The organism is Prevotella disiens, assembly GCF_900454955.1.
GTDB lineage: Bacteria > Bacteroidota > Bacteroidia > Bacteroidales > Bacteroidaceae > Prevotella > Prevotella disiens.
This window is the reverse complement of record NZ_UGTL01000001.1, coordinates 261517-277427: the sequence shown is the minus strand read 5'-3', so window position 1 is coordinate 277427 and position 15911 is coordinate 261517. Positions and strand designations below refer to the sequence as shown.

Here is a 15911-nt window from a genome sequence, read left to right as displayed (position 1 = left end):
TCTATTTTTTATTCGTTGTTATTGATGTGTTGAATATATTCGAAAAGCCTTTTGTAGAAAGGGTGTTGGCTCATGGTGGCAGCATTTCCGAGTATAATGAGTTTCATGCGCGCTCGAGTAATGGCTACGTTCATGCGACGGAGGTCTTTTAAGAATCCTATTTCGCCATTTTCGTTGGCACGTACCATAGAAATGAGAATCACATCACGTTCTTGTCCTTGAAATCCATCGACTGTATTCACACTGATGAGCGCACGATAGGGTTTGAAAAACTCACGTTTCTTGATTAAACGGCGGAGGTATTGCACTTGCGCACGGTAGGGCGAAATGACACCAACATCTATGCGCTCGTCAAGTATGCGCTGTTTACCAATCTTTGTAAAGTAGTCTTGCAAAGTTTTCAGGGTAAGTTCAGCCTCGCCTTTGTTAATGCGCCCGTAGCTTTCGCCTACAAATTGCTCGTGAAAGGTAGGTTCATCGTTGCCCACTTCTATCTCGCTTGTGTCGAACCAAAGCATGGGGTGGTCGTAATCCAATATGCCACGATATTTTATTTGTGGCGCACTCTCCACTTCTCCGTGATAAAACCAGTCGGAAGAGAAACGCATAATTTGCTCGTTCATGCGGTATTGCACTTTCAAAAGCGTAACTACTTCGGGCTTGTTTTCCACAATTCGCTCCATAAGAGTTTTGCCTAAATCAGCTTTTAGGGCGGCTATGCTCTTCACAGTAGGCGGTAATTGGCAGTGGTCGCCTGCAAAAATGACACGAGAGGCACGGCGAATAGGAATCCAACACGCTGCTTCCAACGCTTGTGCAGCCTCATCAATGAAGAGCGTAGAGAACTTCTGTCCCTCCATGATACGACTATTTGAGCCTACAAGGGTAGATGCTATGACACGAGCTTCGCCAAAAAGCTGACTGTTAATGCGTATTTCGAGTTCGGTAGCACGACTTTTCAGTCTGTCCATCTTCTGATGATAACTGTCCGTTCCACGTCCTTTTCCGTTTCTTAACTGTCGTATGGCTTTACGAATAGCCCAAAGTTGGTCGTAATCGGGGTGAGCTTCGAAGCGTCGTTCGTAGGTGAAACCGAGCATTTTGTCGTTCACTCGTGTTGGATTTCCTATGCGCAAAACATTGATTCCACGGTCTACGAGTTTCTCACAAATCCAGTCTACCGCCATGTTACTTTGTGCGCAAACCAACACTTGACTCTCTTTCATCAAGGTTTCGTTAATGGCTTCGACCAACGTTGTGGTCTTTCCTGTTCCCGGGGGACCATGAACAACGGCAACATCTTTTGCCCAAAGCACTTCGTTTACGGCTTTTTCTTGCGTTGGATTGAGCCACGGCAAACGTATTGGAGCAAAGTTGAGGCGTTCAGCTTTTTGGTTTGAATAAAAAAGATTGCGTAGATAGGCTAATCTTCCATGCGTTGCCTTGATGGTACGGTCTAAGGCATCGAACATCATTTGGTAAGAGGTTTCATCGAAAGAGAGTTGGCAACCAACAGAATTGTCGGTATTTTGCAAATCGATAACGGGAGCAGAATCGGGCAAAGCAACTACCATTCGTTCGCCGTCCACGTAAGAAACCGTGCCTGTGAAGTTGTAATAATGTATTTTTTGCTGCTCTTTTGTACCATTATCTGGTTGCTTTTTAATGGTAAAAAAGCCAATGGGACGACCAAATTCAAAGTTGTGTTCAATGTCGTGGTCGGTGGTTCTGAACACCTCAACGACACGTTGGTTTAGCGAATTATAATAACTTTTGCCCACATTTAGTGGAAACCAAGCATCGCCACGCTTCACTTTTCGCTGAATACCAATAGTTTCAGTTTGTCGTCTAAATGTTTCTTTTTCTGCAAAATACTCCATTTGCAAGAGTAACTTTTGCTTTTGAAGGGCTTGTATGGGCGTTTCGTTTTGCATATAATGCAGCAAAGGTAATAAAACTTTTCACACTTTCGCCGAGGAAAAAGCGAGAATGCTTGGATAAAATGAAAAGAATGGCTAATTTTGCCTACACGTTGAACATACAAAATATGCTCAATGGGGTAGAAAAGTGGAAAAGAAAGCGACCATATTAACAATTACAGGTTCTGACAGTACGGGTGGTTCGGGCGTTCAAGCCGACATAAAAACCATCACCATGTTGGGGGCTTATGCGGCGACGGCTATCACTTCGGTAACCGCACAAGACACGGAAGACATTCAACACTTGTACGATATTCCTGCGGAAGTATTGGAAATGCAGGTCAATGCTGTGTTGAACGACCTTAAACCTACGGCTGTTAAAGTGGGAATGCTTAGAAGTGTAGAACAAGTATGGGTGGTTGAACGACTATTAAAGCAATATTCACCACGTTTTGTCGTCTTAGATGCAGTGGTAATCAGTAGTAAAGGCAACGTATTGATGCCTCAAAAAGTGGTCGATGCCATGGTTTCTTGCTTATTTCCACTTAGCAGTATCGTCATCATAAGACAAGATAGTGCTGCCTATATGCAACAAACCAACACCACGCACAACAACGAAGAGTTGGAAGCATTGGCACGAAAAATCATGAAATTGGGCTGCCAATCTGTTGTTTTACAAGGCGGTGTCATCTCAACAGAATCGCTTACCGATGTTTTAGTAGAAGAAAATTCAGCAAAAGCACGCTTTTACACACGTCCAGGATTTATTGACCGCATCACACATGGGGCTGGTGGAGCGTTTACTTCTGCCGTGGCGGTCTATCTTTGTATGGGCAATGACATGGAAAAAGCAATTGAATTGGCGCAAGAATACATGCGACAGCTCATTTTAAGGTCGGCTGATTCCAATTTGGGAGCGCACCAATTGCTCGACCATAGTAGCGATTTTCCGCAGCAAAGTATATCAAGTAGAGCGTTAGAATTGTACAATCAACTTATGGACGACATTGCTATGCACCATAAAACAAATGCCGATGTGCGTTTTTATGCTAAAAAACTCAACGTAACCCCTCGCTATTTAGCACAAATAACGCGCCGTGTGGCTGGTAGAACACCTAAACAACTCATTGATGATTACATTATAAAGGAGGTAGAAACCCACCTTTTGGGGAGAGCCAAGACCATTCAAGAAGTTGCTTTTGCCTGTGGTTTCTCTTCACAAGTACAGTTTAATAAGTTTTTTAAGAAGATGCGTGGCTGCGCACCAGGCGAATTTAGGAAAGCACACATATTAGACGTGGAACATACGAAAGAATTATAAGGCGATACAGCGAACAGATTTTGCTTTAAAGGTAGAAGTTTTAAAGTATAAACTAAAGCTGTCCAGCCTCAACTTGCAACACAATGCGCTCAATTAATCGGTCGGCTCCCTTTGGGTCGTATTGCTTTTTAAGACTTGCACCAAATACCCACGCAAATGCTTGATAGAATCCTGCACGCACAGGACCAAGAAATGCTTGTATAATTTCGTAGCCTGTTGAGTGCGTTTCACGGTCAATGAGTTTTATCAAAAGCTTTCCTTGCGAATAAGTGAGTTTCTTTACTCGTGGCGTATATTGTTCTTTAATACCTTTTTCCACCCGCTTCATGTGTTCAGCACGTTCTTTTTTATTTGGTATAGTTTCCAAATAAGCTCCTGTTTCTAATATAATTTGGTTGCATTCTTTTGCCATTGGCAACACCTTTTTTATATTAGCCACCAATCGGTTATAGGCTTGTCGCTGCTTGTCGTTCTTAAATTCGAGTGGTGGATAGATGTAAATTTTGTTGGTACGAACATATTGAATACTATCGCCCCCTACTTTTGCTTTCCCAATATGCACCATCGGCACGAAAGTAGGCGAATTTAAATCGACCACTCTATCCTCTACGTTTATGTGCTCTTGTGCAAAACACGAAACAGAACCCATGAAACAACACAATGCTATAATGTATTTTATAAACTTCATACCACGGACAAAAGTAGCGAATAATTCGCAATCGTGTGCTTTTTTCACTATAATTTTGTATAAAGCAAGTAAAAATTGTACGGAATAGCTACAAAAAAGTCCGACTGCAAACTGCAATCGGACTCTGTTATATCAACTAATAACACGTTTGTGTTATTGCTTTTGCTTGAATCTTAGAGGAGTTTCTTGCTCAATTGCTTCAACATATCAACTGTCATGCTGCTCAAATCGTATTCAGGCTTCCAGTTCCATTCTGCACGAGCGCATGAATCGTCTAAGCGGTCAGGCCAGCTGTCAGCAATACCTTGCTTCAATGGGTCTACATCGTAAACCATTTCGAAGTTTGGCTTGTGTTTCTTGATTTCAGCAAAGATTTGTTCTGGCTCGAAACTCATTGCAGCTACATTGAAACCGTTATGGTGAATGAGCTTTGTTGGGTCGGCTTCCATCAATGAAATAGCTGCGTGCAAAGCATCAGGCATGTACATCATGTCCATGAAAGTACCCTTGTTGATAGGGCAAACAAACTTTTCGTCTTTCACAGCAGAGTAGTAAATATCTACAGCATAGTCGGTTGTACCACCGCCTGGAGGTGTAACGTAAGAAATAATACCAGGGAAGCGCACTGAACGAGTATCTACTCCGTACTTCTTTTGATAGTAATCTGAAAGCAATTCAGTTGTTACTTTTGATACACCATAGATAGTGCCAGGGCGTTGTACGGTGTCTTGAGGAGTCATATCGTGTGGTGTGCTTGGACCGAACGAGCCAATTGAACTTGGAGTAAACACTGCGCAATTGTTTTCGCGTGCGATTTCGAGGATATTCCACAATCCATCGATACCGATTTTCCATGCCAAACGTGGTTTGCCTTCTGCTACTACAGAAAGAAGAGCAGCAAGATTGTAGATTGTGTCGATGTTGTATTGTTTTACAACTGCGGCAATCATTTCAGGATTTGTAACGTCGCATTCTGCTGAAGGACCGCCTTCTAAGAGTTCACCTGTAGGTTCTGCACCTTTGATGAAACCTGCAACAACATGGCTACCACCATAAATTCGACGTAATTCTCTTACAAGCTCTGAGCCAATCTGACCTGTAGAGCCTACTACTAAAATATTTTTCATATTATTATTTAATATAGATTTTGATTTTCTTAAGCGCAAAGTTATATACTTTTTGGCTTAATTTAGAAAATAAAAGTATTAATGTTGTATAAAATTATCGGTTAGAAGGAAAAAAGTAGAGTTTGATGTTCATTTTCTCAAAAAATAGTAAGACCTTTGTACTTGTAAATTTTAAAATCTAGTGTTATGTATGGTAAAATGAAAGAGCATCTTTGCAAAACAATTGCAGAAATTAAAGATGCTGGACTCTACAAAGAAGAACGTATAATCGAAGGCCCACAGCAAGCAGCTATCACTGTAAAGGGCAAAGAAGTATTGAACTTCTGTGCAAACAACTACCTTGGTCTTTCTAATCACCCACGTTTAATCGAGGGCTCTAAGAAAATAATGGACGAACGTGGCTTTGGTATGTCATCTGTTCGCTTCATTTGCGGTACTCAAGATATTCACAAGGAATTGGAAGCTGCTATCTCTGACTACTTTAAGACAGAAGATACAATCCTTTATGCTGCTTGTTTCGATGCTAATGGTGGTGTTTTCGAACCATTGCTTACCGATGAAGACGCAATCATCTCTGACTCTTTGAACCACGCTTCTATTATTGATGGTGTTCGCCTTTGCAAAGCTAAACGTTATCGTTATGCTAATGCAAACATGGAAGAACTTGAGAAGTGCTTACAAGAGGCTCAGGCTCAACGTTTCCGTATCATCGTTACTGACGGTGTATTCTCTATGGACGGTAACGTGGCTCCTATCGATAAGATTTGCGACCTCGCTGAAAAGTACGATGCACTCGTAATGGTTGACGAAAGCCACTCTGCTGGTGTAGTAGGTGCTACTGGTCATGGTGTTAGCGAACTTTGCAACACTTACGACCGCGTGGATATTTATACAGGTACATTGGGTAAGGCCTTTGGTGGTGCTCTTGGTGGCTTCACAACTGGTCGTAAGGAAATCATTGAGTTGCTCCGTCAACGCAGCCGTCCTTACCTTTTCTCTAACTCATTGGCTCCAAGCATTATCGGTGCTACACTTGAAGTGTTCAAGATGTTGAAAGAAAGCAACGAATTGCACGACAAGTTGGTTGAAAACGTAAACTATTTCCGTAACAAGATGATGGCAGCAGGCTTCGATATTAAGCCTACACAAAGTGCTATCTGCGCTGTTATGCTTTACGATGCTAAACTTTCTCAAGTTTATGCTTCTAAGATGTTGGAAGAAGGTATCTATGTTACAGGTTTCTACTATCCAGTAGTACCAAAGGAACAAGCTCGTATCCGTGTCCAACTCTCTGCTGGTCATAATCGTGAGCAATTAGATAAGTGTATCAACGCATTTATCAAGGTTGGTAAAGAACTCGGTGTTTTGAAATAATCAACTATTTTTTATAACTATTTTTTTAGAATGGGGGAAGTCATAATGGCTTCCCTTTTTTGTGCTATCAAAAGTATAATTTTTTAAAACCTATTGTTTTGAACATCAAAATAGGCTGTTTTGGACGTCAAAATAGGCTCTTTTGAATTTTAAAGTGGTTTCTAATATTCCATTGGGTATTGGAATTGAAGTTCTTTCCCAGTGCGTGGGTGAACGAAAGAAAGGTATTCGGCATGGAGATACAATCTGTCGGCAGCAGTTCCGTAAAGCGTATCGCCAAGAATGGGAGTGTTTAAACCTTCTAAATGGGCGCAATGAACACGCAGTTGGTGGGTTCTGCCTGTCAAAGGTTGCAATTCTACTCGCACGGCTTCCTTTATTTTCGAGTCGTTGAGCGGTGTTTTACCTATGATTTTATAATAAGTGGTAGCCGGTTTGCCTTGTTCGTGGTCTACAATTTGGCGTGGACGGTCTAACAAATCGGCACGAAGAGGCAACGATATGGTGCCTTCTGTGGGCAAATCTTTGGTCAATAAGGCGGTAGAAAGTAAGGCGGTATAGCGTTTCTTTACGCTTCGATTGTTGAATTGGGCTTGCAAATCCTTGTGCGCCTCCTTGTTACGAGCCACCACCAATAGACCACTCGTTGCCATGTCTAAGCGATGAACAATGATAGGCGTGTTTGACAAGCTCCAACGTGTGCGCAAAATTACCTCAACCGATTGGCGTTGGCTTCTGCCAGCTACGGTAAGCATTCCACAGGGTTTAACAATTACGGCTAAATCGTTGTCCTCGTAAATGATTTTTAGACTTTGTTCTTCGCTCGTTTCCAATGGATTTGGCGCAACATTCATACCCTTTAAATACCATTCTAATAGCGGTTTGCACTTTCCATTGCAGGCTGGATAAAATGTTTTATGTTGTCTTATTTCGGTTTTAGGGGCTGCTCCCCACCAAAACATTGCCATTTCTATGGGGCGCATGTCGTGTTCAAAAGCATATTGAAGGAGCTTTGGCTCGCAGCATTCGCCTGTTCCAGAGGGTGGAAAAAGGGTGTTTTGGCTATTGGTAGCAAGAATACGGGTGGCAAGAGCGGAGTGATGAGTCGATTTTAAGTAGTAATCACGATAAACGGACAGGAGGTCTTTGCGCTCGCCAAGTGCGTTTTGCAGTGTAAATTGTGAGAAAAGCCAACGTTGTAGTTGGTCGGACATACGCTTACGCTTCAGTTTTAACTCCGTAATTTCGGCTTGAAAATCATTTACTTTGGCTTCGGCTTCAGATAGAAGTGCTGCATAACGTTTCTTTGTGCGGTGCAATTCAGCCTTCATATACTGACTTTCGCGCACCATTTCTTCGCTTTCACGTTCCGAAACAAAGGCTTCTTTGCGGCGTTTGTCGCGTAACATTTTGGCAACAACAATTGCTTTTTGCGCTGTTGAGATGGTTTCGTTAGCTTCCGCCTTTAATTCGGCAAACATTTGTTGGGCTTTGGAAAAATTATCCGCCTGTTTAAGTTCTGCAATGCGCTTGTTTATTGCTGTGATTTCGGCTTCGTGGGTTTTGAAATAGCCATCAGGTTGCAAATAATCGAAGATTGCTGGCACAAATTCATCATCGTTTGCGCCTTCCAATTGCCCCGAATAGGCTTGTAAATAACCTATCTTACCTTTATATTCTACCAATAAAATGCCAAACATCTTGCCTTCTTTAAGTATTGGGAGCGTTGCTTGAAAAGCCGAAACTGCCGCTTTTGCCATTTCGGAAGGGGTATAAAAGAAAGGATTAGGGAAACTTTTGCAAGTTCCTAATCCTTCTTTTTTTATTTCGTCGATGCTATGAAAACGTTTATCGGTCATGTTATTTGCGTCCAAAATCGGCAGGAATTTCTCCCCATTGTTTTGTTTCCCATTTTATAATAGGCGTTGTTACGATGTGGGTGCGCAACCACTGCTCTGCTCGTGCTATTACTTTGTGAAGTTCAGCCGTCTTTTCGTTATATACCAAGGTTGTTTTACACTTCTTTTTGTTCACCCATAATATGGCATTATACGAGTCGCTATAAATCACTTTGTCCCGAATGCCTTGCTTTTCCATTAATGCCAAAGCGTGAACAATCGCCAAAAATTCCCCAATGTTGTTCGTTCCCAGCACAGGACCAAAGTGAAAAAGATGCTCACCAGTTGCCAAATCCACTCCTTGATACTCCATTGCACCAGGATTTCCAGAGCAACCAGCATCTACAGCCCATGCGTTTGCCTTCACTTCCAAAGGTAAAGGCAACACGGTATCGTGTCTATTTTCGGGTGGGTTTTGTAGTTTCATCAGCTTATATATATAAATAAGGTGTAAACCAAAGGTTTTATGGAAGTGTATTTTTGCTCCTAACAGCGAGTTGGAAAGGTCTTACAAATCTTTTACATCATACCCTTCAGCTTTCAATTCTTCAACTACGCTTTGCAATACCATTAGTCCTAATTGTTCCCCAGCTTGAAAAAGGTCTCTCGAAAGCGAAGGGTTTGTTCTCGCAACTTTGCGCCCTAAGTTAGTTTCATAAAAGGCTATAAGTCCTTTTATATCCTCTAACGTATAATAACGCTCATAAAAGGGCGCATAAAATCCCACTGCTTGTTTAAGAAAAACTACTTGAAACTTGGCTTCTATCTTAGCAAACACATCGTCAGAAATATCTTTCAACATTTTTCTAAGATTGTTCATAATAAGTGGAAATTGCGCTTTCAATGTCGTTTTACTGCCCGACACCTCCATAAACTTATCCACTGCTTCAACAAAAGCTGTATCAGTGCCTTCTGGAACTTCTACGCTTTGCGCATTCAGTCTGCAAGGAAAGGCTGCAAAAGCAGCGAAAAGAAGGCATAAAAATACTTTTTTCATAATTTCGTTATTGCTGTTTAGTGTGATAATAAATGGTTTTCAGTGTTTTTAAAGCCAGTATGTTAATAGAGATTTCCCTCTCCGAAACGAGAGGGAAATAGGGATATGTTACATACGTTCTGGCACTTCGATGCCCAAAAGTTCCATACCATTCTTGATAACTTTGGCTACATTTTGAGCAAGAACAAGGCGAGTTGTCTTTTCGGCTTCGGTGTCTGCATTCAAAATGCTGTAATCGTGGTAGAATTGATTGAACTCTTTTGTAAGCTCATAGCAGTAGTTGGCAATGCCGCTTGGACTGTAATCAACGCCTGCTTGTGCCACTGCTGCACCAAAATCGTTCATCTTTTGAATGAGCGCAATCTCCTTTTCGTTGAGCGGAGCATTAGCTTCTACGCTTGCAGGGATATTGATTCCTTGTACATTAGCCTTGCGAAGAATGCTGCGGATACGTGCGTATGTGTATTGAATGAATGGACCTGTATTGCCATTAAAGTCGATTGATTCCTCAGGATTGAACAACATATTCTTGCGAGCATCTACTTTCAAGATGAAATACTTTAATGCTCCCATGCCCACAATGCGTGCAATGTTGTTCTTTTCCTCCTCTGTGATGTCTTCCAACTTATTGACTTTGTCTTCGCTAAGGGTGCGAGCGTTCTGAATCATAGACACTACAAGGTCGTCAGCATCAACAACTGTACCCTCACGACTCTTCATTTTACCATTTGGAAGTTCCACCATTCCGTATGAGAAGTGTACCAAATCTTTACCCCACTTAAAGCCTAAGCGGTCTAAAAGGATTGAAAGCACTTGGAAGTGGTAGTTTTGCTCGTTGCCTACGACGTAAATCATCTTGTCGATAGGATAGTCTTTGAAGCGCATTTCAGCAGTTCCGATGTCCTGTGTCATATAAACCGAAGTGCCATCGCTGCGTAAAAGGAGCTTTTGGTCTAAGCCTTCGTTGGTTAAATCAGCCCAAACAGAGTTGTCTTCTTTGCGAATGAACAAACCTTTTGCTAATCCTTCTTCTACCTTTTTCTTTCCTTCAAGATAAGTATTACTTTCGTAATAAATTTTATCAAATCCTACTCCGAGTGCTTTATAGGTTTCATCAAAGCCTGCATACACCCAATCGTTCATCATTTTCCACAATGCACGCACTTCAGGGTCGTTGGCTTCCCACTTTACAAGCATATCGTGTGCCTCTTTCATCAATGGCGATTCTTGTTCAGCCTTTGCCTTTGCAGCCTCTTCATCTAAACCTTCTTGTTGGAATTGTGCTGTCAATGTAGCCAATTCTTCACGATAATGCTTGTCGAAAGCAACGTAAAAATCACCGATAAGGTGGTCGCCTTTCTTTCCAGCCTGCTCTGGTGTAATGCCATTGCCCCACTTTTGCCATGCAAGCATCGACTTACAAATGTGAATACCACGGTCGTTTACGATGTTGGTCTTCACTACTTTGTAGCCATTAGCTTCCATAATTTTAGACAACGACCACCCTAAAAGGTTGTTGCGGACGTGTCCTAAGTGTAAGGGTTTGTTGGTATTAGGCGATGAATACTCCACCATAGCGAGTGGACTATCGGCTGTTACTTGCTTTTCGCCAAACTTTTCGTTGGCATGAATATCATTAAGCAGACCAATCCATGCAGCTGGTGCAATGACAAGGTTAAGAAATCCCTTGACAACATTGTAATCTGAAATAGCATTACAGTTATCTTTAAGGTATGCACCTATCTCTTTTGCAGTTTCCTCAGGGTTCTTTCGTGAGGTTTTCAGCAATGGGAAAGTTACAAGCGTGAGGTTTCCTTCAAAGTTTGCTTTTGTCTTTTGCAACTGAATCATCTGTATTGGTACATCTGCACCATATAGTTCTTTCACAGCAGCCAATGCTGCGGTCGTTATCTGCTCTTCTATTTTCATTTCATTTGTTCTTTTATCAGACTGCAAAGGTAATAAATTTCTTTGAAAAAGCTTGGAACTTATTGCTTTTCATTTATGTTACGAAAGAATGCTTTGCGCCCAAACAACTGTGTTAAATGTGTCTTATCCAAAGCGAAAGCCACCATTAAACTGCCTGAAACACTGAAAAGTAAGGTTACAATGGTAAAGCAAATTGCAGTTTTGTCCCACGCAAAAAGTGGTAAATAGTATTTGCTGGCGAGTGTAAAGATAGGGTGAAACAAATAAATGGGCAAAGTGTTCATACCCAACCAATTGAATGAATATTCCAAACGTTGTGGTAAGCGAGTGGAAAGCCAACTTGTGAAGGCTAAAAATTCATAAACAGCCCATACGATACCAAAGCTTACCCACGTTCTAACTCCTAAAAAAACAATGATAAAGATGAATAGAAAAAGAGCAAAACGCGATGGTTTTATGAAATTTGTATATTGAATATTGCATTGGCGCAAGGCTGCTCCGAGAAAATAGTACATGACATTTTGCACGGACATGAGCGGAACGACGAATGAAACCCCATAAAGCAATAAACCAAAGGTAAGAATACGCAAAAAAGAACGTTCTTTATTGCGCACAATCAGTCCACTCAACCGATATAATAGTCCACAACCGAGCATGACATAGAGAAACCAATAAGGACCAATTGAGGTTACAAAGAGGCGTTCGCTAATGGCATTGACCGATAATTCGGTGAGTTTGTCGCGTACAGGGAGGAAATAAGACAAGACGGAAAAGCCTACTACCATTATGAAATAAGGTAGGAAAATTTGCAAAACATATTGTCCGAAGGCTTTTGTAGGTTTATCCACGTTTGCCAAATAGCCTGTTATAAACAAGAAAGCAGGCATCATGAAAGCCAAAATAGCTTCTTTTACGGCAGGATAGGTTGTGCCAAAATGAACAATATGCACCAAAACCACCAAAAGAATGAGTACGGCTCTGCTAAAATTTATTTCCGTTGAATGTTTCATTTGTTTAAGAACGCATATTTTACGTTATCGGTCGTATATCTAAAAAGGTTCACTTGCCGAGCGCAAATGAACCTTTTATATGTTAAAAATCAGCCGTTTAGCAACTGCTTTTATTTGTCATGATGTCCAAAACCATTTCGTCCATTGAGTTCATTGCGTCCTTTCCAAGATTGGTAAGGTTGCGAATAGACTTATCAATATCCTTGTCAATAATACCTTCAGCCTCAGTTACATGATGATTTTCCATTGAAAGCATAGCTGAAAGTACTGCTGTTGATACGCCAGACGAAATCTTTAATGCGCAACTTGGCTTTGCACCGTCGCAAACCATACCTGTAAGGTTGGCAATCATGTTTTTAACGGCATAGCAAATATTGGTGTAATCGCCACCCATTAAATAGGTTATACCACAACTTGAACCCGTGCTGGCAACAATACAACCACAAAGTGCCGATAAAGTTCCAAGATTTTGCTTAATGTAAATGGCTGTAAGGTGGCTCAAAGTCAAAGCACGCACCAATTCTTCAGGTGTATTTTCGTTTTCCTTTGCAAATACTACCACAGGGTTTGTTGCACAAATGCCTTGATTACCCGAACCGCTATTGCTCATTACAGGTACCATTGCGCCACCCATACGAGCATCGCAAGCCGATGCAGTCTTTGATATAATGTGCGAATAAATGCTATTTCCGAAAATACCACGGCTCAATGGTCTGTCCATACTCTTGCCTACGCAATGCCCATAGTTGCCTTTGAGGGCTTCTTGTGCCGCCTTCATATTGTAACGTTTGGCTTCGAGAATGAAATCAATTTCCTCTAATGGCGATGTAGTAGCAAAATCCCACACCATTTTCAAGTTCAATTGAATGTCTTTCTGCCCCCCTTGTGCGCCGTCAGCCTTTGCCACTTGCTTGTCGAGCAACACTTTGCCGTCAGCTTCTTCATAAATAAAGTTGGTATGTGTGGTTGCAATAATGGCTTTTGCCTGCTTTCCACCCGCTTCGCACACCATTTCGATGTACAATTTTTCGGTAATACCTTCCTTTAATTTAATGTCGATATGGTTTTCACCCACATATTTCTTGCCTTCTTCAAGACTTTCAGCATTCAAATCCTTGATGACTTCGAGCTGATATTCCGACTTTCCAATGAGCGCACCTAAGGAAATAGCGATAGGCAAGCCTATCATGCCTGTGCCAGGAATACCCACACCCATAGCATTTTTAAGAATATTAGCCGAAAGATAGGCATAAATTTTCTCTGGTTTCTGCCCCAATAATTCGGTGGCACGTGCGGTACAGAGGGATACCGCCATAGGTTCGGTACACCCCACGGCAGGTACTACCTGTCGATGTATCAAATCAATGATTTGTTCGCGTATGTTTTTCTCAAGCATCTCTATTCAAATTAGTAGTTGGTCTGCAAATGTACTCAAATTTTGGCAAACCGAAATGAAAAAGAAAGAAAAAGTTTGGCGGTGCCATAAAAAAGTAAAAACGACTCCATAAAATGATAAATGAATGCCATTCTTATCGTTTTTTTGCTTACAACGCTGCCCTACCATTTTTCAAGACAAACGCTTTAACCCAAGTTTAACACCTATCATCGTAGAATCTTGCTATTATTATACTTTTTCAGTTTTGGCTATGGACTCTGTGTCCTACAAATTTTTATTTTTCTGAATGGTGCATATTTCAGTTTTAATTTATCATATATAGCAGTTGCCTGCTTTGAGGGATTGCTGCATTGTCGCATCTGTACGATGTCTCCTAACGGGTTCCTACCTTCCGTGGTTACAAGTTTCTGGGTGCTCATCCTCCGCACGATTTCGGTCCAATAGCAGGATTCGCCTTCTCGCTTCAACTGGCAGCGGATGGTATTTACCACCCAGTAGGCAAGCAGACCGAAGAAAAGATGCGCATCGCTCCGGTCATCGGTCTGATGGTATATAGGACGGAGGTTCAGGTCGGTCTTCAACTGCCTGTTGGTACATTCGATTTCCCGTATGAGGTTGTAATAGTCCCATGTGGTACGCTCATCGAGTGTTTCTACATTGGTCCGTAGGAAGTATACGCCGTGTCCGGACTCGATGGCTGAGAGGTCTTTGAGCTTCCAGTCTACACGTAGCATTTCCTTTGGTTTTTCTTCGTTTCTAATGTAGTCTATCGCATAGTATCTTGCGATAGAAGGATATTTCTGTATGGCTCGTCCCGTACGCTCTACAACCTTCTCGTAGAGTTTCGTTCCACCTTTCTTTGCAATACCATCATTTATCTTCTTCAGCTCTGTCTCAAACCTTTCACGCCAAAGTTTGTTCATTGACGATTCGGTCATAGCCTTAGATGGAGAGGTTATCTCAAGATAGTAGTCCTCACCTTCGGTGTGTACCTTGTTGAGCGTTATTGTTTGCTTTCGGGCGTCTTTTACCATCACGCTCTTATGGTCCTCACTGAGCGTGTAATCTTTCAGCTTGGTGCGAGATACGCAGAGATAGTTGTAACCCTTTGCCTTAATAAGATTTAGATTCTCTCCGGTTGCAATACCTGCATCCATCACAATAAGCGATTTTTCTTTTTGTACAGGATTCTTGTCTGCCAGCGTATCTATCATATCAGGCAGTGATTTAGGGTCAGCCGTATTACCTTCCAGGATAGAAGAATAGCGTATGAAGCCCTCCTTATTGATACACAGGGCCAGGACGAGAAGTTTACAATCTGATCGCTTCTCTTTTGACCTACCAAACTGTGCCTTCTTGCTTTCACGCTTACTACCCTCAAAGTAGAAATTTGTCAAGTCAAAGAGCATCAGCTTGTTATCTATATTAAAAAGGTTATCTGTTACATTGCACAAGTGACATTCTATCTTCTCTTTGAGTTCATAGAGTTTGTCCGTTACCTTGTACAGGGCATTGATACCCGGAGTCCAGTCTTGCGAACTAGTGTAAAGTTCGGCGGCAGCCGAATTATCCCTGAGATAATAATACGAGGAACGTTCAGACACGGCATACACAGTCCGGATGATGAGCGCAGAGAGTGCGGTGTGGATAGAATGGTTGCTCCATCCTTGGTCACGCAGGAACTCTTCCAGTCCCAGCTTATCAATGGTCTGCTTACAGAGCCATTCTGCACCAACATTCCTTGCGTCAGTATGTTCTGCCGTAGCAAGATCGATATAACGTTCAGACTCCTTTCTTGCTTTCTGTTCCTTCTTATCGAATCTATCAATTCCACCTTCCTCTTTCATCCGCTGCCACCACTCATCCGCCTTAGCCTGTTCCAGTTCAGTAAGTCCCTCCAAATGCTTGCCAAATAAAGAATTAGTTCCTCTGTTCTTAAAACGCTCTGTAAGTGCAAAAGCAATCCTTCTCACCTGCAAGGCTGTGAGAGAAGGTTCAAAACCAATATTGAGCAGAATGAGCGAATGTACGTGTCCAGCCACGTCACGATATGACTCTTTTAGTCTATAATAAAGAGCCTTTTCACCAGTTGCCGGATTAAAACGTGTCTGTACATTTGCGTGCATAGGTGCAAAGTAACAAAAAAAAATTGATATGCTGGTGTCCTACAAATCAGATTTACTCCGTATTCAGAAAACGCTACGGCTGATTATTAAGTACTTAGCAAACCTGAAACCCTCAAAACACACTGA

The 15911-nt window shown here is 41.8% G+C and carries 12 protein-coding genes; 2 read left to right on the top strand and 10 right to left on the bottom strand.

Going from position 1 to position 15911, the window contains the following annotated elements:
- Positions 1 to 8: 8 nt before the first annotated feature.
- Positions 9 to 1934: an AAA domain-containing protein gene (locus DYI03_RS01120; RefSeq protein WP_021669854.1), complete on the bottom strand. Its 1926-nt coding sequence runs from the start codon at positions 1932 to 1934 to the stop codon at positions 9 to 11.
- 133 nt (positions 1935 to 2067) lie between these two features.
- On the opposite strand from DYI03_RS01120, the gene DYI03_RS01115 reads away from it, so the two are divergent.
- A complete protein-coding gene (locus DYI03_RS01115) occupies positions 2068 to 3240 on the top strand; it encodes a hydroxymethylpyrimidine/phosphomethylpyrimidine kinase (protein ID WP_021669853.1) in 1173 nt (390 codons plus the stop codon).
- A gap of 52 nt (positions 3241 to 3292) precedes the next feature.
- Here the strand turns inward: DYI03_RS01115 and DYI03_RS01110 are convergent, their stop codons facing one another.
- A complete protein-coding gene (locus DYI03_RS01110; protein WP_025064479.1) occupies positions 3293 to 3928 on the bottom strand; it encodes a DUF4294 domain-containing protein in 636 nt (211 codons plus the stop codon).
- A 173-nt stretch (positions 3929 to 4101) separates the two neighbouring features.
- Positions 4102 to 5055, bottom strand: a complete 954-nt coding sequence (locus tag DYI03_RS01105; protein WP_004356117.1) for an NAD-dependent epimerase/dehydratase family protein — start codon at positions 5053 to 5055, stop codon at positions 4102 to 4104.
- Between the two features lie 186 nt (positions 5056 to 5241).
- Between DYI03_RS01105 and kbl the strand changes: the two genes are divergently transcribed.
- Complete coding sequence (gene kbl, locus DYI03_RS01100; RefSeq protein ID WP_004356114.1) at positions 5242 to 6429, top strand: glycine C-acetyltransferase; 1188 nt, start codon at positions 5242 to 5244, stop codon at positions 6427 to 6429.
- 161 nt (positions 6430 to 6590) lie between these two features.
- Here kbl and DYI03_RS01095 read toward each other — a convergent pair whose 3' ends face one another.
- The 7 genes from DYI03_RS01095 to DYI03_RS01065 all read right to left on the bottom strand — a co-directional run bounded on the left by DYI03_RS01095 (position 6591) and on the right by DYI03_RS01065 (position 15785).
- Positions 6591 to 8189: an RluA family pseudouridine synthase gene (locus DYI03_RS01095; protein ID WP_373277454.1), complete on the bottom strand. Its 1599-nt coding sequence runs from the start codon at positions 8187 to 8189 to the stop codon at positions 6591 to 6593.
- Between the two features lie 100 nt (positions 8190 to 8289).
- Complete coding sequence (locus tag DYI03_RS01090) at positions 8290 to 8754, bottom strand: RNase H family protein (RefSeq protein WP_021669851.1); 465 nt, start codon at positions 8752 to 8754, stop codon at positions 8290 to 8292.
- An 81-nt stretch (positions 8755 to 8835) separates the two neighbouring features.
- On the bottom strand, positions 8836 to 9324 hold the full coding sequence (locus tag DYI03_RS01085; protein WP_021669850.1) for a DUF2059 domain-containing protein: 489 nt from the start codon (positions 9322 to 9324) through the stop codon (positions 8836 to 8838).
- A gap of 108 nt (positions 9325 to 9432) precedes the next feature.
- Positions 9433 to 11253, bottom strand: a complete 1821-nt coding sequence (gene argS / locus DYI03_RS01080; RefSeq protein ID WP_021669849.1) for an arginine--tRNA ligase — start codon at positions 11251 to 11253, stop codon at positions 9433 to 9435.
- A gap of 59 nt (positions 11254 to 11312) precedes the next feature.
- Entirely contained in the window at positions 11313 to 12263 is a 951-nt protein-coding gene (locus DYI03_RS01075; RefSeq protein ID WP_021669848.1) for an acyltransferase family protein, read from the bottom strand.
- A 97-nt stretch (positions 12264 to 12360) separates the two neighbouring features.
- Positions 12361 to 13659, bottom strand: coding sequence for an L-cysteine desulfidase family protein (locus DYI03_RS01070; RefSeq protein ID WP_021669847.1), 1299 nt, complete (start codon positions 13657 to 13659; stop codon positions 12361 to 12363).
- Positions 13660 to 13907: 248 nt separating this feature from the next.
- Positions 13908 to 15785 (bottom strand): IS1634 family transposase, encoded by a 1878-nt coding sequence (locus DYI03_RS01065; RefSeq protein ID WP_115367866.1) that lies wholly within the window; start codon positions 15783 to 15785, stop codon positions 13908 to 13910.
- Positions 15786 to 15911 lie beyond the last annotated feature (126 nt).

Excerpts from the sequence above, each read along its gene's own strand:
- DYI03_RS01075 (WP_021669848.1), bottom strand. The coding sequence starts at position 12,263 with ATGAAACATTCAACGGAAATAAATTTTAGCAGAGCCGTACTCATTCTT.
- DYI03_RS01065 (WP_115367866.1), bottom strand. The coding sequence starts at position 15,785 with ATGCACGCAAATGTACAGACACGTTTTAATCCGGCAACTGGTGAAAAG.
- DYI03_RS01095 (WP_373277454.1), bottom strand. The coding sequence starts at position 8,189 with ATGGCAAAAGCGGCAGTTTCGGCTTTTCAAGCAACGCTCCCAATACTT.
- DYI03_RS01105 (WP_004356117.1), bottom strand. The coding sequence starts at position 5,055 with ATGAAAAATATTTTAGTAGTAGGCTCTACAGGTCAGATTGGCTCAGAG.
- DYI03_RS01110 (WP_025064479.1), bottom strand. The coding sequence starts at position 3,928 with ATGAAGTTTATAAAATACATTATAGCATTGTGTTGTTTCATGGGTTCT.
- argS (WP_021669849.1), bottom strand. The coding sequence starts at position 11,253 with ATGAAAATAGAAGAGCAGATAACGACCGCAGCATTGGCTGCTGTGAAA.
- DYI03_RS01090 (WP_021669851.1), bottom strand. The coding sequence starts at position 8,754 with ATGAAACTACAAAACCCACCCGAAAATAGACACGATACCGTGTTGCCT.
- kbl (WP_004356114.1), top strand. The coding sequence starts at position 5,242 with ATGTATGGTAAAATGAAAGAGCATCTTTGCAAAACAATTGCAGAAATT.
- DYI03_RS01120 (WP_021669854.1), bottom strand. The coding sequence starts at position 1,934 with ATGCAAAACGAAACGCCCATACAAGCCCTTCAAAAGCAAAAGTTACTC.
- DYI03_RS01070 (WP_021669847.1), bottom strand. The coding sequence starts at position 13,659 with ATGCTTGAGAAAAACATACGCGAACAAATCATTGATTTGATACATCGA.
- DYI03_RS01085 (WP_021669850.1), bottom strand. The coding sequence starts at position 9,324 with ATGAAAAAAGTATTTTTATGCCTTCTTTTCGCTGCTTTTGCAGCCTTT.